This window comes from Spirillospora sp. CA-128828 (assembly GCF_050945415.1).
GTDB lineage: Bacteria > Actinomycetota > Actinomycetes > Streptosporangiales > Streptosporangiaceae > Spirillospora.
On the sequence record NZ_CP191986.1, the window covers coordinates 7,942,930 to 7,961,647 of the forward strand.

General features: G+C 67.5%; 17 protein-coding genes and 1 pseudogene. 14 read left to right on the forward strand and 4 right to left on the reverse strand.

Annotation, left to right across the window (positions count from 1 at the left end; genetic code table 11):
* Window positions 1-132: 132 nt before the first annotated feature.
* From dnaE to ACQPXG_RS38255, 3 genes are all read left to right on the forward strand, one after another.
* Window positions 133-3,696 carry a DNA polymerase III subunit alpha gene (dnaE, locus tag ACQPXG_RS38245; RefSeq protein WP_433464023.1) on the forward strand — a complete coding sequence of 1,188 codons (3,564 nt, stop codon included), beginning with the start codon at window positions 133-135 and terminating at the stop codon, window positions 3,694-3,696.
* A 50-nt stretch (window positions 3,697-3,746) separates the two neighbouring features.
* Window positions 3,747-4,070: a DUF6300 family protein gene (locus ACQPXG_RS38250; protein ID WP_433464024.1), complete on the forward strand. Its 324-nt coding sequence runs from the start codon at window positions 3,747-3,749 to the stop codon at window positions 4,068-4,070.
* 391 nt (window positions 4,071-4,461) lie between these two features.
* Window positions 4,462-4,683: a carboxymuconolactone decarboxylase family protein gene (locus ACQPXG_RS38255; protein ID WP_433464025.1), complete on the forward strand. Its 222-nt coding sequence runs from the start codon at window positions 4,462-4,464 to the stop codon at window positions 4,681-4,683.
* 47 nt (window positions 4,684-4,730) lie between these two features.
* On the opposite strand, the gene ACQPXG_RS38260 is transcribed toward ACQPXG_RS38255, so the two are convergent.
* On the reverse strand, window positions 4,731-5,558 hold the full coding sequence (locus tag ACQPXG_RS38260; protein ID WP_433464026.1) for a hypothetical protein: 828 nt from the start codon (window positions 5,556-5,558) through the stop codon (window positions 4,731-4,733).
* A 193-nt stretch (window positions 5,559-5,751) separates the two neighbouring features.
* Between ACQPXG_RS38260 and ACQPXG_RS38265 the strand changes: the two genes are divergently transcribed.
* A complete protein-coding gene (locus tag ACQPXG_RS38265; RefSeq protein WP_433464027.1) occupies window positions 5,752-6,312 on the forward strand; it encodes a nitroreductase family protein in 561 nt (186 codons plus the stop codon).
* A gap of 14 nt (window positions 6,313-6,326) precedes the next feature.
* Here ACQPXG_RS38265 and ACQPXG_RS38270 read toward each other — a convergent pair.
* Window positions 6,327-7,249 (reverse strand): annotated as a pseudogene (locus tag ACQPXG_RS38270) (IS5 family transposase); the annotation flags it as partial.
* Window positions 7,250-7,570: 321 nt separating this feature from the next.
* On the opposite strand from ACQPXG_RS38270, the gene ACQPXG_RS38275 reads away from it, so the two are divergent.
* On the forward strand, window positions 7,571-8,242 hold the full coding sequence (locus ACQPXG_RS38275) for a YdcF family protein (protein ID WP_433464028.1): 672 nt from the start codon (window positions 7,571-7,573) through the stop codon (window positions 8,240-8,242).
* 5 nt (window positions 8,243-8,247) lie between these two features.
* Window positions 8,248-9,075, forward strand: a complete 828-nt coding sequence (locus ACQPXG_RS38280; RefSeq protein ID WP_433464029.1) for a WbqC family protein — start codon at window positions 8,248-8,250, stop codon at window positions 9,073-9,075.
* Window positions 9,076-9,521: 446 nt separating this feature from the next.
* On the opposite strand, the gene ACQPXG_RS38285 is transcribed toward ACQPXG_RS38280, so the two are convergent.
* Complete coding sequence (locus ACQPXG_RS38285; RefSeq protein WP_433464030.1) at window positions 9,522-10,406, reverse strand: phosphotransferase; 885 nt, start codon at window positions 10,404-10,406, stop codon at window positions 9,522-9,524.
* Window positions 10,407-10,465: 59 nt separating this feature from the next.
* A complete protein-coding gene (locus tag ACQPXG_RS38290; protein ID WP_433464031.1) occupies window positions 10,466-11,914 on the reverse strand; it encodes a helix-turn-helix transcriptional regulator in 1,449 nt (482 codons plus the stop codon).
* 1,075 nt (window positions 11,915-12,989) lie between these two features.
* Here ACQPXG_RS38290 and ACQPXG_RS38295 point away from each other — a divergent pair.
* The 8 genes from ACQPXG_RS38295 (at window position 12,990) to ACQPXG_RS38330 (ending at window position 18,667) form a co-directional block, all read left to right on the forward strand.
* Window positions 12,990-13,178, forward strand: a complete 189-nt coding sequence (locus ACQPXG_RS38295) for a hypothetical protein (protein WP_433464032.1) — start codon at window positions 12,990-12,992, stop codon at window positions 13,176-13,178.
* Window positions 13,175-14,011 (forward strand): SAM-dependent methyltransferase, encoded by an 837-nt coding sequence (locus tag ACQPXG_RS38300; RefSeq protein ID WP_433464033.1) that lies wholly within the window; start codon window positions 13,175-13,177, stop codon window positions 14,009-14,011. Before ACQPXG_RS38295 ends, ACQPXG_RS38300 begins: the two co-directional genes overlap by 4 nt.
* Window positions 14,008-14,835 carry an SAM-dependent methyltransferase gene (locus ACQPXG_RS38305; protein WP_433464034.1) on the forward strand — a complete coding sequence of 276 codons (828 nt, stop codon included), beginning with the start codon at window positions 14,008-14,010 and terminating at the stop codon, window positions 14,833-14,835. The genes ACQPXG_RS38300 and ACQPXG_RS38305 overlap by 4 nt, the downstream gene beginning before the upstream one ends.
* A complete protein-coding gene (locus tag ACQPXG_RS38310; protein WP_433464035.1) occupies window positions 14,832-16,400 on the forward strand; it encodes an ATP-binding protein in 1,569 nt (522 codons plus the stop codon). The genes ACQPXG_RS38305 and ACQPXG_RS38310 overlap by 4 nt, the downstream gene beginning before the upstream one ends.
* 82 nt (window positions 16,401-16,482) lie before the next feature.
* A complete protein-coding gene (locus ACQPXG_RS38315) occupies window positions 16,483-16,983 on the forward strand; it encodes a roadblock/LC7 domain-containing protein (protein ID WP_433464036.1) in 501 nt (166 codons plus the stop codon).
* Window positions 16,973-17,356 (forward strand): DUF742 domain-containing protein, encoded by a 384-nt coding sequence (locus ACQPXG_RS38320; protein WP_433464037.1) that lies wholly within the window; start codon window positions 16,973-16,975, stop codon window positions 17,354-17,356. Before ACQPXG_RS38315 ends, ACQPXG_RS38320 begins: the two co-directional genes overlap by 11 nt.
* Window positions 17,353-17,997 (forward strand): GTP-binding protein, encoded by a 645-nt coding sequence (locus tag ACQPXG_RS38325; RefSeq protein ID WP_433464038.1) that lies wholly within the window; start codon window positions 17,353-17,355, stop codon window positions 17,995-17,997. Before ACQPXG_RS38320 ends, ACQPXG_RS38325 begins: the two co-directional genes overlap by 4 nt.
* 22 nt (window positions 17,998-18,019) lie before the next feature.
* Window positions 18,020-18,667, forward strand: a complete 648-nt coding sequence (locus ACQPXG_RS38330) for a GAF domain-containing protein (protein ID WP_433464039.1) — start codon at window positions 18,020-18,022, stop codon at window positions 18,665-18,667.
* Window positions 18,668-18,718 lie beyond the last annotated feature (51 nt).

Below are 18,718 nucleotides of genomic sequence, written 5' to 3' on the forward strand. Positions count from 1 at the left end.
CGCAACCTCATCATGCTGATGTGCTCGTGCCTGTCCCACCGGGCCCAGCCGTCGCCGTAGGCTCAGGGGGTCGTCTTCCACCACCGGTCCCGTCCCCGTTCGGCCGGCCCCGCGACGAAAGGGCACTCCACGTTGGCGAACAGCTCAGACTCCTACGTTCACCTGCATGTTCACACCGAGTACTCGATGCTGGACGGCGCGGCGAAGATCTCTCCGCTGGTGGCCAAGGCCGCCGAACTCGGGATGCCGGCGGTGGCGATGAGCGACCACGGCAACATGTTCGGCGCGTACGAGTTCTGGAAAGCCGCCAAAAAGAGCGACGTCCGGCCCATCTTGGGGATCGAAGCCTACGTTGCCCCAGAGTCCCGGTTCGTCAAAAAGCCGATCCTGTGGGGCGAACCGCACCAGAAGAAGACCAACGAGGAGACCGGCGAGGGCGGTGACGTCTCAGCGTCCGGGGCCTACCTGCACAAGACGATGTGGGCCCGTGACGCCGAGGGGCTGCGGAACCTGTTCAAGCTCTCCTCGCTCGCCTCCCTGGAGGGCCACTTCCGCAAGTGGCCACGGATGGACGACGAACTGTTCGCCGAGCACGGCAAGGGCATCATCGCCACCACCGGCTGCCCCTCGGGTGCGGTGCAGACCCGGCTGCGGCTCGGCCAGTTCGACGAGGCGCTCGCCGCCGCGGCCAAGTACCAGGAGATCTTCGGCAAGGAGAACTACTTCCTGGAACTGATGGACCACGGTCTGCCGCTGGAACGGCGAGTCCGCGACGGCCTGCTGGAGATCAGCAAGCGGCTGGCGCTGCCGCCGCTGGTCACCAACGACTCCCACTACGTCACCCAGGACCAGTCCGAGGCGCACGACGCGCTGCTGTGCGTGGGAACCCAGGCTCTGATCACCGACCCGAACCGGTTCCGGTTCGGCGGGTCGGGCTACTACCTCAAGACCGCCGATGAGATGCGGGCCGTCGACTCCTCCGACGCCTGGCTGGAAGGGTGCCGCAACACCCTGCTGGTCGCCGAGATGGTCACCGACTACGACGAGGTGTTCGCCCGCCGGGACCTGTCCGCCAAGTTCCCCATCCCCGACGGGGAGACCGAATCGTCCTGGCTGCGCAAGGAAGCCGCCCGCGGCGCCGTGAAACGCTACGGCGAACCGGTCCCCGCCGAAGTCACCGAACGCATCGAGTACGAGCTTTCGGTGATCGATGAGATGGGATTCCCCGGCTACTTCCTGGTCGTTGCCGACATCTGCAACTACGCCCGCGAGAACGGGATCTGGCTCGGCCCGGGCCGAGGATCGGCGACCGGGTCGATGGTCTCCTACGTCACCGGCATCACCGACCTGGACCCAATCGAGCACGGCCTGATCTTCGAACGGTTCCTCAACCCCGAACGCGTCTCCATGCCCGACGTCGACCTGGACTTCGACGACCGGCAACGCGACCAGATGATCCGCTACGTCACCGACCGTTACGGCGAGGACAACGTCTCCCTGATCATCACCTACATGTCCATCAAGTCCAAGGCCGCGGTCAAGGACGCCTGCCGCATCCACGGCCTGCCGTTCGCGCTCGGCGACCGCATCACCAAAGCGTTCCCGCCCGCCGCCGCCGGCAAAGAAATCCCCCTCGCGGCGATCTTCGACGACAACCACCCCCGGCACGCCGAGGCGACCGAACTACGGCAGCTCTACAGCGACGACGTCGACGTCAAACGCGTCATCGACACCGGCGTCGGCATCGAGGGCCTCACCCGCGGCACCGGCGTGCACGCCGCCGGGGTCATCCTGTCGTCCGAACCGCTGATCGACGTGATGCCGATCCAAAAGCGGCCTGACGACGGCGCTCGCATCACCGGGTTCGACGGCCCCTCCTGCGAAGAGCTGGGCGCGTTGAAGATGGACTTCCTCGGCCTGCGGAACCTGACGATCCTCGGCGACGCCATCGACAACGTCAAAGCCAACCGCGGTATCGAGGTGAACCTCACCGAGATCCCGATGGACGACACCAAGACCTACAAACTGCTGCAAGCCGGCTGGACGCTCGGGGTCTTCCAGCTCGACTCCAGCATGATGCGGGACCTGACCAAGCTGATGGCCCCCACCCGATTCGAGGACGTCTCCGCCGTCCTCGCACTCGGCCGTCCCGGACCGATGGGCGCCAACGCCCACACCAACTACGCGCTCCGCAAAGCCGGGCAGCAGGACATCACCCCGATCCACCCCGAACTCAAAGACGCCCTGGAGCCGATCCTGGGCAACACCTACCACCTGGTGGTGTACCAGGAGCAGGTCATGGCGATCGCCCAGCAGCTCGCCGGTTACACCCTGGGCGGCGCCGACATCCTGCGCCGCGCGATGGGCAAGAAGAAGAAAGAGGAGATGGACAAGCAGTGGGCCATCTTCTCCCAAGGCATGGCAGACAAGGGCTACTCGGCCCCGGCCGCCACGGCCGTCTGGGACGTCCTGGTCCCCTTCTCCCAGTACGGATTCAACAAGTCCCACACCGCCGGGTACGGGATGGTGTCGTACTGGACCGCCTACCTCAAAGCCAACTACCCCGCCGAATACATGGCGGCACTGCTCACCTCCGTCGGCGACAACAAAGACAAGATGGCCGTCTACCTGGGTGAATGCCGCCGCATGAAGGTGAAGGTGCTGCCTCCGGACGTCAACGAGTCGGTGGCGATGTTCGCCGCCGTCGGCGACGACATCCGCTTCGGGCTGGGCGCCATCCGCAATGTCGGCGACAACGTTGTTGACGGCATCGTCACCTCCCGCAAGGAGCAAGGCGCCTACACCGACTTCACCGATTTCCTGACCAAGGTCCCCATGCCGGTCTGCAACAAGCGCGCCATCGAATCGCTGATCAAAGCCGGAGCGTTCGACTCCCTCGGCCATGACCGCAAGGCGCTGATGATGGTCCACGAGCCAGCCGTCGACTCGGTGATCAGCGAGAAGAAGAACGCCGCGCACGGCCAGGACTCGTTGTTCGGCGGACTGGACGACGATGCCGGCGGCGCGTCTCCGCTGGCGGTCACCGTCCCCGAAGGCGATGAATGGGACAAGTCCACCCTGTTGACGTTCGAGCGGGAGATGCTCGGCCTGTACGTCTCCAGCCACCCCCTGGACGGCGCCGAACGCATCCTGGAACGCAACCGCGACGCCACCACCGCCGAGATCAGCGCCGGCGGCCGCCAAGGGATGATCCGCCTGGCCGGACTGGTCTCGGGGCTGGACCGAAAAGTCACCAAGCAGGGCAACACCTGGGCGATCGTCAAACTCGAAGACCTCGACGGCACCATCGAAGTGCTGTTCTTCCCCTCCTCCTACCAGCTGTACTCCGCGGCGCTGGCCCCGGACGTGGTGATCAGCGTCCTGGGGAAGATCAACGAACGTGACGGCAGCGTGTCCATCAACGCCCAGGAAATGCAGGTCCTGGACGTGTCGGCCGCGACCGGCAAAGAACCGCCCATCGTCATCAGCGTCCCAACCGAAAGACTCAACACTGAGACTGTGCTGGAGCTCAAACGCATCCTCAAGGCACACCCAGGTGATGCTCCGGTGCACCTGGCCTGCATGATGCCCGGCGGCCGCGGCAAGCTGTACAACCTGGAGTTCTTCCAGGTGAAGCCCGGATCGGCGTTCTTCGGAGACGTCAAGAGCCTCTTCGGCGCCAGCGCGATCCAATGACCGCACCAGACGACCGCGAAACCGAACGAGACCACAGACCGATCCACGTGATGTCCGCCGCGCATGCCCCAGCATGCCCGCGCTGCGGCGGGGACGGCCTGCTGGCCGCACGCGTCCCCCACAACATCGAACGCCCCGACGGACATCTCGTCCGCGGAACCACCCAGGTCGTGCTGTGCCCCGGCTGCGACGCCGACCAGCCTGCCGCCGGTCCGCTCATCACCTACTTCCACGTCCACGGCCAGGTCAACGACGACACCGTCGCCCAATGCGCCGACCTCATCCACACCTGGGTCGCCTCAATCCACATCCCACCGGCCGATATCGAGCAGATCGACGCCGAGGCCGAGGCGTGGCGCAGCGGCGACCTGTAGACGTCGTGTCGCCACGCACTGATCTACCGCGCCCTCTGCATTCGCCCCGACCCGAGCGGCGTCCTGCTGGACATCGATGATGACCTGCGGCTGGCGGTGTATGGCGTCGATGCACTTGACGGCATGCCGGATATCGGCGCCGACACCCGGACCACTTGAGCATCGATCCTGAGGCTCGACCGACCGGGCGACTGAGCCAGCACACAATCCTCAGCGTGCCCCGCATCACCATCGTTATCTGGGGTAGTTGATTGAAATAGTCAGGTCAGTGGCCTGGAGGCCGGTCCGCCATGTAAGGCAAGTAGATGATTCGCGTTCGGGGATGTGGCAGGCCGCAGGCTTCTCGGCCGTGCCGATGCCAGCAAGGCCATGAAGGGCTTAACACGCGGGCATGGCCGTGATCAACAGCGGTCTGCTATCCAAGACCACGATCGACCTGGTGCTGCTGCGCGCAAGCCAGATCAACGGCTGCGGTTTCTGCACCGACATCCACAGCAAGGACCTGGCGCACGCCGGGAGAGCGCGGCCCATCTTTCTGCCGCTTCGTCCGCCTCGGCGAACACAACTCCGCCCAAGTCACTCTCGACGCCGACCCCGCCGCCGTGGCCGCTGACCTCGACCGCGCCGCACCGCCTACCTGCGGAGCGGGGTCTGCACCGGCTATCGGCCGAAGGGCGACCTGGCACGCTGGGTGTAGAGGTCGTAGCCGGTGTCCAGGAGCAACGTGGCGACCAGCATGGACCAGTACAGGCCGCTCACCGATCCAGTGACGCGGGCCATCGCAACGCCATGTCCCTTGGCCGACCGGCCGGCCGACACCTCTTTGTCCAGCACGCTCAAGGTGCCGTGGGTGTCTCCGTGTGCGATGGCGCTGCCGGCGCTCCAAATCAGTTCGGCGGCATCGGCTGGGACCCCGGCCACAGGCGCGGCATCACGGACCATGTCCTTGTAGGAGACCGGGGTGTGCTTCAGCACCTGCTCGGCCTCGGCGTCAGTGACCCCCAGCACCGCGGCCAGCAAGGTGTTGAGCTCTTCCAACGCCTGCTGCTTGGTGCGCCGACCCGGATCACCGACCAGCTCGCGCATCTTGTAGGAGGCGCGGATCTCGTTGCGCTGCATCGCCAGCCGCCGGGTGACACGGGTGGCCCTGTCCTTGGAGTGGAGCAGCCACACCGCACGCGCGGCGTTCTCCAGCCCAGCGCGGATCAGCGTGAACTGTGCATGGGTGTGGATAAGGACTCGTCCAGGTTCACCGTGCAGAGAGGAGTGCAGACACAGCAGGTGGTCCTGAGCCACCGTCAACGCGTGCCAGGCGCCATGCCCCACCTGGTAGGGATGCGACTTGGCCTCATCGCCAGCCAGCGGGCTGCCCGGCTGGACATCCGACGCCTGCGGCCGTGCTTCCAGGGCCCGGTGTCGCTCGGACTGCCGCTGGGCAAGTCTCACCAGCTTGCCCAGGAACTCCTGATCGTCGCTCTCCTCGCTCATGCAACAAAACGGTAAGCCTGTCTCGGTGACGGGGCGAGCGAATATAGCCCCGCCTAGGGCGCGTATCGGGTCGTGATCAATCTGCGGGTTTCCCCGCGCGTGGATCTTCGTTCCGGTAAGTCGTCTGGCGTGGGCGGTGCCCGCGCTCGCACCGGCCGGAATGCGCACTCGCGGTCGCCGGTTGCAGCGGAACATGCACCATCCTCAGGAGCCGCCCAGCGGCATACACCCGCTGCTTGCCGGGCGTTTCAGCCCTTACCGGTTCGATCCGTCTGCGGTTGTCGACGACCACGCCCTCGGGCTGCTGCTGGAAGCCGCGCGGTGGGCGCCGTCGGCGGGGAACTCCCAGCCGTGGGGCTTCTTCAACGGCAGGCCCGGTGAGCCGGAGCACGACCGGGTGCTCCCTCACCTTGCGCCGAGCTCGGCCCGCTGGGCGACGGACGCGGGCCTGCTCGTCGTCACGCTGACGCGCCGGCATGTCGATGACACGCAGCTGCTCTACTCCGAGTTTGCGGACTACGACCTCGGCCAGGCCATCGCCCACATGACTGTTCAGGCCCAGGCCATGGGGCTGGCCGCGCACCAATTCCGGGCCTTCGACCTGGAAGGGCTCACCAAGGAGCTGGACCCGAACCCGGGCTGGGTGATCGTCTCCATGGTCGCGGTGGGCAAGGCGGCCGGCGGACCGCCGGAGGGCCGCGCCCGGCACAGCGTCGCGCACTTGCGCTCCGCTCCCTGGTCACCGGCGGAGTAACAGCCGAGTCGTGATCATTGAGCGGCCCGGGTGAGATCCTTGATCCAGATCATCGAGGCACGGAGATGGAGACCGGCGAGGTAGCTGCCTGGGGTCTTGTCGTAGCGGGTGGCGATGCCGCGCCAGGACTTGAGCTTGTTGATCAGGCGCTCGACGGTATTCCTCTCCTTGTAGAGCTCGGCGTCGTGACTGACGGGCCGCCCACCGCGGGGGCCCTTCTTCTTCCGGTTGGCGGCCTGGTCCTTCTTCTCCGGGATGACCGCCTTGATGCCGCGTCTGCGCAGGTGGACGCGGTTGCCGCGGGAGGAGTAGGCCTTGTCCCCGGCGACCGCGTCGGGTCGGGTGCGGGGACGGCCGACCGGACCGCGGACCCGCACCTTGGCCAGGACGGGGATGAACTGCGGACTGTCGGCGGCCTGGCCCGCGCTCAGGACGAACGCCAGCGGACGGCACTTCCGGTCGGCGGCCAAATGAACCTTGCTGGTCTGCCCGCCCCTCGAATGCCCCAAAAGAGCGGCCTTCAGCCGGAGCTTGCGTCGGCGCCTCACGCGCCGTCGCTCCTCCCGTCCGGGATCGGCTTCGCCGTCCTGCCCGTTTCGTTCCTCACTGCCGCCCCCTTTGACCTGGTCTTCTCTTCCTCGTCGGCCTTCTCCAGGGCATCGAGCACGCCGGGACCAAGGTGCATCCCAGCGGCGTCGTGGTGGGCCCGGGCGGTGGTGGAGTCGACGCTGACCAGCGACAGATCCACCACGCCCCGCTTCGCGGCCTCGGCTATCAGCCCCTCCAGCAGAGCCTCGAACACACCGGCGTCCCGCCACCGCCGGAAACGGTTGTGCACCGTCGACCACGCGCCGAACTCGGACGGCATCTCCCGCCACTGCGCTCCCGAGCGAAACCGCCAGATCACGCCCTCGAACTGCTGCCGCAGTCGCACTGAGGTTCCCCCCGGGGCGCCGGAAACCTCGACCAGGCCCTGCACTTCATCGACATCGCGCAGACCAGCGGCGCCGACGACACCCCCATGCAGCGCGTACGGCTCTCCACCGCCCATGCCCACATCCTGCTGACCGACGAGGGCACCTGCGAGCATGGGCTGGCTCTGCTCAGCCAGACTGCCCAGTTGGCCCTGGCCAGCGGGCTGAGCCATCAACTGCGCGCCATCCGGAGCATCCGCCAGGGCTTCGAGAGCACCGACGGACCAACCATCTAAAACACCACGCCCAGCCGACCAGCACGCACCAAACTTCGAGGGGACTTCGTGACCGACCAGCACCAGCGCGCCGCCACTGACGATCAGCGGGCCGACGCCATGACCATCTGGGACTACCACCAGATGCACCACCAAGCCCGCCCTTGCTCGGCAGCCATCGGCCTGGGCAGCCACGACCTTGGGGTGGCGGCGTTCGCCGCGCAACTCTTTCACGCCGGCCTGTTCCCGGTCCTGGTGTTCTCCGGCGGCAACAGCCCCACCACCAAGGCACGGTTCCCCCGCGGTGAGGCCGTTCACTTCGCCGAGCACGCCATGCAGCTCGGTGTTCCCCTACCCGCGATCATCATCGAACCCCGGGCCGGTAACACCGGCCAGAACATCAGCTTCTCCCGCCAAGCCCTCACCGACGCCGGAGTGCAAGTGGAGTCGGTGATGTTGATCTCCAAGCCGTATATGGAACGGCGGGCGTTCGCGACCGCCGGTAAGTTCTGGCCGGAAGCGGAGGCGGTGTGCGCGTCCGAGCCGTTGACCTTCGACGACTACCTAAAGTCGATCGGTGACGAGAAGCTGGTCATCGACATGCTCGTCGGTGACCTGCAACGCGTCATCGAATATCCGGCCGCCGGCTTCGCCATCGCCCAGGACGTCCCTGCCAACGTGGAGGCCGCCTACCGGCGTCTGCTCGATGCAGGATTCGATAGCCGCCTGCTGACGAGCTGATCACGGTGGCCGGCGAACTGCTCTGCGCGATCCACCAGCCAAACTTCTTCCCCCGGCTGTCCACCCTGGCCAAGCTGTTCACCGCCGACGTCTGGGTGGTCCTGGACGACGTGCAATTCGCCCGCCGCGACTACCAGCACCGTTGCCGCCTCGCAGCCCCCGGCGACAACGACGCCCACCAATGGCTGACAGTGCCCATCCACCTGCCCGGCGGACGCAGCACTCTCATCGGTGACGTACTGATCAACGACCCGTCCCGGGCCCGGCGGAAGGTCGCACTGCTCCTGCAGCAGTACTACCGGCGCAGCGCACACTGGGCCGATTTCATCGACCCGTTGCAGGAGGTCCTGGACGCCTTCGACATCACCGACCGGCTCGCCGAAATTAGCCAGACCTCGACCACGAGGCTGCTCAGCATGCTCGGCTGGACCGGGGCGATCCGGCGCAGCAGCGACCTGCCCACCCGCACCGGCCGGTCCGAACGCTTGGCCGACCTGACCTGCGCGGCCGGCGCGACCACCTACCTGTGCGGAACCGGCGGAGCCCGATACCTCAACGACGCGCCGTTCACTATCCGCGGTCTCAGCACCCAGATGTTCTCCACCCCCGAGCACCGCGATCCTCGGATCTGGATGGCGGCCCGCCACGCCTCAGCGATCAGCCCGCTGATGGCCGTCGGTCCCGCCGCCCTGGTCAAGGAACTCGGCGCGCACAGAGCCACCGTGCGAGGGCTCAGGCGGCCCAGCGGATCCCGATCTGACTTTCGGGAGCAGATTCAGCAGTCTGACAGAGAGGGCAGAACTGACGTTTTGCTACTCGGCAGATGGCTCTGAACCCTACGGGCGCAGGAGCCAATGGCCTGTAGCCGGCGCCCCTCCCGCCTGAGTTTCCGCCGGTTATGTCGGACCTGTACCGGGCCCCTGCACACCATCCTCGACGACCTTCCGTAACGCCGGGATGATCTCCGAACCGCTGAACGACCGCGCTGGCTCATGGGGCCTCCTCCCGCTCAGGGGCATGCGGAGAGGTCGCGGGCACCGGCGGCATCGAACACCCCGGATCCCACGTCGTGAGCCTGGCCTGGACCAGATCGCGGTCAAGCCGTTCTATGCGAAGGTGGCGCGGACAACGGCAGGCCCCGCTGAGCCAATAGCCTGCCTGCTTCGGTCGTCTTTACGGCGACGAAATAGCTGCCTCTCGTGTCGCCTGATGCGAACACGCGGAAGTACGTCTCGGTCTCCGACGGGCTGAGCGAACAGGAGATGCCGACCCGCATTGATCATATGGGCTGCCATCGGGCTGGAGTGCCGTCCATGAGAGTCTGAAGACGTTTGGTCAGTTCGGAATGGATGTCGGGCCGACCTGGGGCTGAGCGGATGTAGGCCGCGAGTGAGCGCAGTTCACGGGCGGCGCACAGCAGTCGCATGCCTGGGTGGTTTTCGATCCCGGTTTCGACACCGTAGACGGTGCACAGGCGGTCCCAGTCGGACTGCGGCTGTCCGAAGTGGTGCACTCCGTCGAGGGTTGGAACTAGGTCCTGAGCTCGGGGACCGTAGCTGACCGAATCCCAGTCTCCGAGCAGGTATCGACGGCTGGTCGGAAACAGATTGCCGGTGTGGGCGTCGCCATGGATCATTCCATGCCCAAGCGGCATGGGAGTGTGGGGGTACTGTTCGTTGAGAGTGGTGGCGCGGGCTTTTAGCCATGAGTGTTGGGCCTGGGTCAGGGCTTCGCCGGCGTGGTCAAGGTCGGCGAGCAGGGCGCCGAGCGGATTGGTGGACGCAAGCTGTACGGGCGGTTCCGGCTGGCTGTGAAGATCGCGGAGTAGTTCGGCCAGATCCGTTGAGTTCGCAGGAGCGAGGGCGGTTTCGGTTGGCACATAGCGCCAGAAGGTGGCTGTCCACCCGTCGATGGTGACTGCAGGGCTGGCTGCTGGCCAGGGCTCGACCGTGGGGAAGCCTCGGGCCGCCAGCCAGGCGGTTACCTGAACCGCAGTGGTGAGCCGCCGGATCCATTCTTCCGAATTACGGGTGCGACGTAGACGCACCACGACCAATTCGCGCGGTAGATGGTAAGTGTGGTTGGCGCGTGCATGCAGCAGACGGGCCTCGGTCTGATCAAGGCCGACGGCCTGGCAGGCGGCAGCCAGTGGCGGCTGAATCATGATAGCGATGGTGCCACGTAGGGCGCCGACGGGAGCGGGTGTCAGGCTAGGGTGGAGGTTCAGGCCGCGCTCGGCAGGGCAGCGCGTAGTTGATCGCGCCATTCCATGACGGCCGGTTCGCTGGCGTAGGCGTTGAGTTGATTGTTGAACGACCGCACCAAATCTACCGATCTGGTCGAGCGCTGGTTGATGGATAGCGGAAGCGCCTGCTGGGTGATGGTCAGCGCCGCGTCCAGCTCGCCTAGCTCCAGAAGAGCCTGGCCACGGTGGATCACATTGAACTGCCGAGACCGCACGAAGGTGCTGTCGAACTCGTTCAACGCCACCTGCGCGTTGTCGGCCGCGCGCTGGTAGTAGCCAATCATTCGCCACACGCATCCGGCTTCGGCCAGCAGCTCGGCATGGTCGAGGTCGTGCGCCCATCGCGGATCGTCGTCATCAGGGGTGATGTCCATGAAGGCGTCTTCGGCAGCCCCCAGCAGTCGTTCCACGCGCGAGATCGTGTGGCGGTCGGGAGTCTCCGCTAGTTCGATCTCCACAGCAGATGCACGAGCCTCGCGCAACAGAAGAACCGCGCGGACACGGGGTGGACAGGCGACCTCCTGACTGGCCAGTTGAGCGGCACGCGCCAGCCGAACGGCGAGTTCCGGTTGCTGGAGATCGATGGCTTGTTGGCTCGCGGTGGCCAGCACCCACGCCAAGGTCAACGGGTCATCTGCGGCCTTGGCCAGCGCCAGAGCCTGGCCATAGTGGGACTGGGCAAGACCATGCTCAGCCAGATCGTAGGCGGACCAGCCGGCCAGGGTGGTCATGGCAGCGGCGGCCGACATCAGCTGACTACCCACTTCGTCGGTGTAACGGCCGTTGAGCAACGGTGCCGCTTCGGTGTCGAGGAAGTGCACGATCGCCGGGCGGGTCAGCTTGCCTCCGTATCGGTGGTCCATGTCGACAAACGCATCGATCGCATCGTGCATGCGATGAACGTCTTCGATACCGACCGTCCGGGAGGTTCCGGCATGCCCGCGGCTGTCTGCGCCGGGGTCCAGAGTGATCGAGGCCACCCATTCGCGCAGTGCCGTGGGTACAAATGGAAGGCTGGAGAGAAGGGCGCGGCGAGAGGGATCCACGTCCCACCTCCACAGTTCGCTGGCTACCTCCACGGTATCCGCAAGCGAGGAGCAGGCGAGCCGCGCCCCCAACCATGGAACGAGAAGGTCTCCCTGAAGCGCGTCAACCGATTCTGGCATCGGCCGGGTGATGTCGGTGGTTCCCGGCGTCTCCTCGGCCTGCGCGCCACGCGCAAACCAGGATCTGGCCCGTTCAAGGCTGACCTTGAACGCTTCAGCGACACGAACCATCTGCGGTAGGCGGGGCGAGACTTCGCCATGTTCCCAGCGCTGCCACGTTGACTCAGCCACACCGACCCGGTCAGCAGCTACAGCCTGGGTCCAGCCCTGATCGTTCCGCGCGGCGATGAGTGCGTGCCTGAGATACGTCGGCTCGGCCATTGCCGCCTCGTCGTGAAGGAAGTGAACGAACGGGTTTGTGGGCGCCCGACAGGGCGTCCCCCATTATCCGTCATCCGCCTGCGGTTGGCACGCCTTTACTCACTAAGGGTCTGCGAATGCGGTGTGAATGCGGTGAGGTCGCCGACCTCTGCCCGACTTGGCCGCAAATGCCTATCCGATGCGGTCCCAATGCTCTCCACAACCGCGCCGGAGTTGATCAGGCTGGTCGCACAGCACCCCGTCCTCCAGCCACAGGAGATCCGGCCCCATGGTGTCCGAGCCTGGCTACGCTATCCCGCAGCAAGACATGCTGGCGGAAGCCCTGCGCTCGCTACGAATCCAGTTGGTGAGCCTTACCTCAGGGTCCGAGGACGCTCCCGCCTGCGCTCTCCGCTCCCCTTCCGCCGAGCACCGGAACATCGCCAGCCTTCGCCCCTATTGCCCGCTTAACGGGGTGCTCGTTGACGTCACGCTGGTCCTGCTGGACGGCAACATCGAGACACTGCGGATACACACGCCTCGTCCGACTCCTTTTCTCGGTGCACCTCCTCGCTGCGCCCATGACCACCAGACCTGGCCATGCCAGACACGGGCGCGGCTTGAGAAGGCACTGGCAAGTGTGCTGGAGCGGTGCGCCTGCACGGGTGAAGCCTCATGAGGCCACAACCACATCGCATTACGCTGCCGCTGCCTGTCGCCACAGGCGGGCAATCAAATACGCGACCTAGCAAAGCCCTTCACCGAGCCATGGCGATCGCGCGGAGTCCCCCGCGGCTCTCCACTCGATCTTGTCCAACCCGGCTGGACCGTCATGAACGGCGCCCGCCCCATACCGGTGTCGCCCCCGCCTCACTCGCGGAACGGCATTGGAACGTCGGCCTTCCTGGCGATTGGTCGGCGTCTGGTGGACGTGCACGCAGACGTGAGGGTCGCCGTTCTGCGTGCACGTCCGCTCCAGCGTCACACGCTTCGACACGTTCGCAGCAGCCCCCTGCAGCTGGCTCTCGCTGCCATCCCTGTCAACCCTCGTCCTCCATGTAGGGACCTCGTCATGCCCGCATCTACTAGCCCGCCCGTGGACGCTGCCAAAGCCGAGCAGAAGCGGGATTTCCCGGACTGGAACATCGTCCACTCCAGCGAGGATCGCTGGTGGGCCTTCTTCGCCCCGGACCGGCGTAAGTCGCGGCCCGACGTCAAGGACGTCGACTTGGACGCCAACACGGCTGCTGGGCTGCGCGCCAAGCTGATGGCGGCGGTGTCATGACCGGTCCCGGACTCGACTACGACAAGGCAAGCCTGGCCCGCGTCTACAACTACTACCTGCGCGGCAAGGACTGGTCGAGCGTCGACGAGGAGACCGCGCAGGCGGTCATCCGGTTGGCCCCCGATGTGCCGGAGGCCGCGCGGGAGAACTTCCGGTTCGCCGGCCGCGCCGCGGTATGGGCCGTCGCCGAGCACCAGATCCGCCAGGTTGTCGATATCGGAGTCGGCATCGTCAACGATCTCCCGCTCCCGTCGGTGGAAAACTGCGTCCTTTCGGTCGACCCAGGCGCCACAGTGCTGGCCTTCGACAACGACGAGGTCGTATTGGCGCACGCGCGAGCGCTCCGGCGCGGCTACGGCAGGGTGCTGCGCGGCGACGTCACCGACCTCGACAGCGTCTTCAAGCACCCCGATGCGGTTGGCCTCATCGACACGGCCAAGCCGCTGGTCGTGATCCTGGCGGCCGTGTTGCACTTCGTGCCCGATGCGGCCGCGGTGATGGCGGGCCTTCGGGAACGGTTGGCTCTCGGCAGCGTCGTGGTGGTCTCGCACGTGACCTCAACCCAGACCAGCGGGCGGCGCGTCGCCGGAATGACCAAGGCGTATGACGAGAAGGCCATCAGCCCGATCTACTTCCGGACCGAAGAGGAGATCCGGGCGCTGGCCGACGGCTGGGACATCGTTACCCCACCCGGCCTGGTCGACGTCCAGCGCTGGTCGCCGGACGGCACGTATGCGGGGCCGCTGTACGACACGGTTCGCGTCCTCGGGATGACCGTCATGCTCCCTGGCCACCTTCAGGAACAGGCCGACACGCCGGGGGGTGGCCGGTGACCGGCGGCGAGACGGCGTTCGACTGGCGTGCCGCCGAGCGTGACCTGATCACCTACGACCCCGACCGCCCTGCAATGCCGCGGCTGTGGACGATGTGGGTCGGCGGGAAGGACTACTACCTCGCCGACCGTGCTCTCGGCGACGAGGTCGAGGAGCATTTCCCGCAGATCACCTCGATCGCCCGGCACCGGCTTGCGTTCCGCGACCGGGTGGTGCGTGCCCTGGCCGGTGAGTACGGCATCGACCAGTTCCTGGTCGCCGGCGTCGACATGCCGCTGCACGACGAACCGCACGCCATCGCCCAGTCGATCACCCCGCACACCCGCGTGGTCTACGCCGACGCCGACGAGCTGGTAATGACCCACGCCGAGGCCATGTTCGCCAGCGAGCTCACCGGCGTCTGCGGATACGTGCAGGCGGGCCTGAATGATCCACGCGCGGTGCTGAACGGCGCCGCCGAAACCCTGGACCTGTACCGTCCGGTCGCGGTGCTGTTGATCAACAGCCTGGACACCCTTGGCGATCCCCAGGCCGCCGCGGCCGTGTCCGCCTTCCGGGCTGCCCTTCCGGCGGGCAGTTTCATCGCGTTCTGTCACCTGACCGCCGAGCACGACCACGGCCTGGCCGTGCTCGGCAGCATGTGCGCCGACGCCAGTCCTGGCCCGCCGTGCGTCCGCAGCCCCGCCGGCCTGGAGGCGCTCTTCACCGGGATGGCGATGATCCCGCCGGGGCTGGTCTGGGCGCCGGCGTGGCGTCCGGTTCCCGGCCCGTGGCTGGTCCCCACCCAGGTGGACCTGTGGTGCGGCGTTGGGGTGCTGCCATGACGACTCATCCGTCTCAGGCGCTGGTTCGGCCCGGCGTCGATGAACCGTCCGGGCAGGCCCGCGACCACGCACGCGAGCTGGTCGATCGCCTCACTGCCCGGGGCCTGAGTGCCTCAGGCAAACCGCACACGGGGAGCCCGGCGGGGGCGATGGCGGTCTCCGCGCAGCGCGTGGACCTCCACCCGTACGCGGGCCGGCTGGTGGTGCTGCTGCCGGGCCCCCACGATCCCGGCGAGTTGCTCTGGCATTGGCCGCGGCTCTACTCGGGGCACGAGCACACCGGGGCCTGCTGGTTTCAGCCGTTCAGCCCGGCCGCAGCCTACGACGACACAGCGACCATGGTCGCCGCGGCGATCGAGGCGGACGTGCGCCGCCGCCACGCGGACGGTGAGGCGGGCGTGCGGCAGGTGCTCGACCGCATCGGGCAGCCGTTGCACAAGCTGGTGTACCGGCAGTTGATGGTGCTGGATGAGTTGCAGCGAGGCGTGGAGGACCCAGCGTTGTTGCGCCGCTTGTACGGGATCGATCATCTGGCGATGCGGGCGCTGCGGGGCCTGGAGCGGATCGCGGTGCTCGGTGGGGCCAGGGCACGGCAGCTACCGGAGCCGCTGCAGTTGTCGACGGTGCTGCGGCAGGCGGCCTCGCAGGTCGAGCTCTTCCCCCGGGTGCGGATTCCGCCGCCGGGGATCGAGGTGGATCTGCCCAGGGATGCCGCGCCGGAGATCACCCTGCTGCTGGCCGAGCTGATCGAGAACGCGACCCAGCTCTCACCCGCCGATGTGGTGGTGACCGTGACCCCGGGCGATCCGCCGTCGGCGGGGCTGCGCATCGAGATCGCCGACCGGGGACTGCCGATGCCGCCGGACCAGCGGGCGACGTTGAACCGGGTGCTGGCCGATCCAGACTCGGTCGAGCTGCGGGAGCAGATCATCACCGGGCCGATCGGGCTGCTGGTGGTGGCTCGGCTCGCCGAGCGGCACGGGGTCCAGGTGAGGTTGCACCCGAACCCCGGAGGAGGGACGCGGGCCGTGGTGGAGTTGCCGGAAACGCTGTTGCTGAAACCGCGGCTGCCGTTCATGTCCGCCCCGCAGCCCCCCACACAGGTGATCACGGGCGCCCTCGAACCGGTTGCCGAGCTGGTGCGCCCTTCCCGGACGCCCTCACCCCACACCGAGCCTGCCAAGCCCAGCGACACGATAGAGCCTGCTGAGGCGCCCCTTCCCCGGCGGCGTGGCGACCCGCACTCCGAGGCCAGGACCACGTCAGCGCCGGAGACGGAACCGGGGCCCGAACCCGGGGACGGGAGCCTACCTCCGCTCCCCCGCCGGCCCGGAGCACACCGCACGGTGAGCGGGCCGGACGTCACCAACAGCCCCGCTACCAGCAGCAATAGCACCGCCACCGGCGCCGATGTCGGGCCGGTGGCCGCGTTCCTGCAAGGCGCCCACGCCCCGGACGCCACCCCGCCAGCAGACCGCGCGACCGACCATGCCGCCGACCAGAACGGGAGCGATGCGCTTCCCGCCCCGTCCCCGGAACCACGTCCCCAAGCATCGACGAACTGACCTGCTCCCGACTCGGCCGAGGCGCGTGCCGTGCCGTGCCGTGCCGTGCCGCTGATGCCAGCCCAGAAGAGAAGAGACGACGATGACGAGCCCTGTCCCCTCCATCACCCCCACCGAGCCGCACGGCGGAACCGGCGATCTGGGGTGGCTGCTGGTCAACTACCTGCAGGAGGTGCCCGGCACCACTGCCTCAGTGCTGGGCACGCTGGACGGGATGCCGCTGGCCTCCGCCGGACTGTCCGAAGCCCAGTCCGCCCATCTCGCCGCGGTCGCGACGACCCTGCACTCCTCAGGCAAGACCGCGGGAAAGATCACCGACCCGCCGGGCGGCAACGTCCAGCTCCTGATGGTCCAACTGGCGCGCAAGAACCTGTTCGTGATGAACACCCGGCAGAGCGAGGCGACCGACACGAGCGTCGCGGGAACCCTGCTGACCGTGCTGGCCGCCCCCGACGCCGACACCCGCATGGTCGGCAGCGAGATGACCAAGCTGATCACCAGCGTGGCCAGGCACCTGGGCGCCACAACCCGCACCAGCACGGCCGACGGCACCAACGACGCCAAGGCCGGCGATGAGGGGTGAGCCGCAGAGCGGGGCATGGATCACTCAAGAGGCTCCAGAGGTCCTGCGGCCCTACATGGTCACCGGAAACCGCACCCGCCCCAACCACGGCATGGACCTCGACACCGTGCTGACCGCCACCCACCAGACCGTGCCCGCCGACACGCTGCAGCCAGAGGCCGCCCAAGCCTTGCGGCTGTGCCACGGACAGCAACGCACACTCGCCGAGATCGCGGCCACGCTCCAGCAGCCCGCCCTGATCACCAAGATCATCATTTCGGACCTGATCGACCACGGTGCGCTGGCCGCCCAGCCCCACGCCGAAATCAACACCCGCAGCCGCCACCTGCTCGAGGACGTGCTCGCCGGCCTCAACGCCCTGGACGTCAAATGACCGCGCCGCCAACCACGAGCCCCGGACCGGCCGCGCCCGCCTTCCCGTCCATCAAAATCGTTGTTGCCGGAGGCTTCGGTGCCGGGAAGACCACGCTGATCGGCTCGATCAGCGAGATCGAGCCGCTGACCACCGAGGAGCTGTTGACGGCGGCCGGGGAGCCGATCGACTCCCTGGACGGCGTGCACGGCAAGGCGACCACCACGGTGTCGCTGGACCACGGCCGCCGCACCCTCACCGTCCCGGCCCCCCTGATGCTCTACCTGTTCGGTACGCCGGGGCAGGAGCGGTTCCGGTTCCTGTGGGACGACCTGACCCGGGGCGCGGTCGGGGCGGTGGTGCTGGCCGACACCCGCCGCCTGGCCGACAGCTTCCCCTCGATCGACTACTTCGAGGAACGCAGCGTGCCGTTCGTGGTGGCGGTGAACCAGTTCGACGGCGCCGACCGCTACTCCGCCGGTCAGGTCCGCCAGGCGCTGGAGCTGCCGCTGCGGGTTCCCGTGGTGGACTGCGACGCCCGTGACTTCAGCTCGACTCTCACCGTGCTGAAAACCCTGGTCCGCTACGCCCTGACCGCTCTCACATCCACCCCGCCAGCGCCGCCGGGCCTGCCGGTCGACCGCCGGGCGGCCCACCCGTGAACGTCGATCCAGGGAGCATCCCGTGAGCTATGACACCTACCTCGGGTTGCACGTGCCCGGCCGCGCGGCGCAGGACGCCACGGTCCGGCGGCGGGCCGGTCTGCTGACCGGTCTCGGGCTCGCCGGGCTGGTCCAGGACGCCGAGTTCGACGCGTTCGCCGCCGACCTGGCGGCCAGGTTCGCCGCCGAGCTCGGCGAGGTCGCCGAGGGCCTCTACGCGATGGTCAACCTGATCAGCGAGGAGCAGGTGTTCGCCGGGCTGCACAACCCGCCCGGCAAACGGCCGGTGGGCCGCACCATGCGGCGCGACCACGGCTTCTGCCCGGGCGTCGCTGACCGGGGCCGCGCCCTGGTCCTGTCGGACGTGCTCTCCGCGCCCCGGTTCGCCGGCAACCACGTCGTGGACGCGATCGGCATCCGCACCTACGCCGGAACCCCGCTGATCGACCAGGACAGCGGTGTCGTGTTCGGCACGCTCTGCGTCATCGGCAACGAGCGGATGCCCGAAGCGACCGAGAACACCTCCCTCACCCTGATCAAGGAACGCGGCGCACATCTGATGGGGCTCATCAAGCAGCGCACCGCCCTCACTCAACCCGGCCCGTCCGGCGACGAGCAGACCAGCACCGAACGGCCCAGCGGCAAGCAGATCAACCCGGCCGCCGGATAGCGGCCGCATCGGGGTGATGGATGTCTGCCGGACCGACCACCGGCAGCAGCG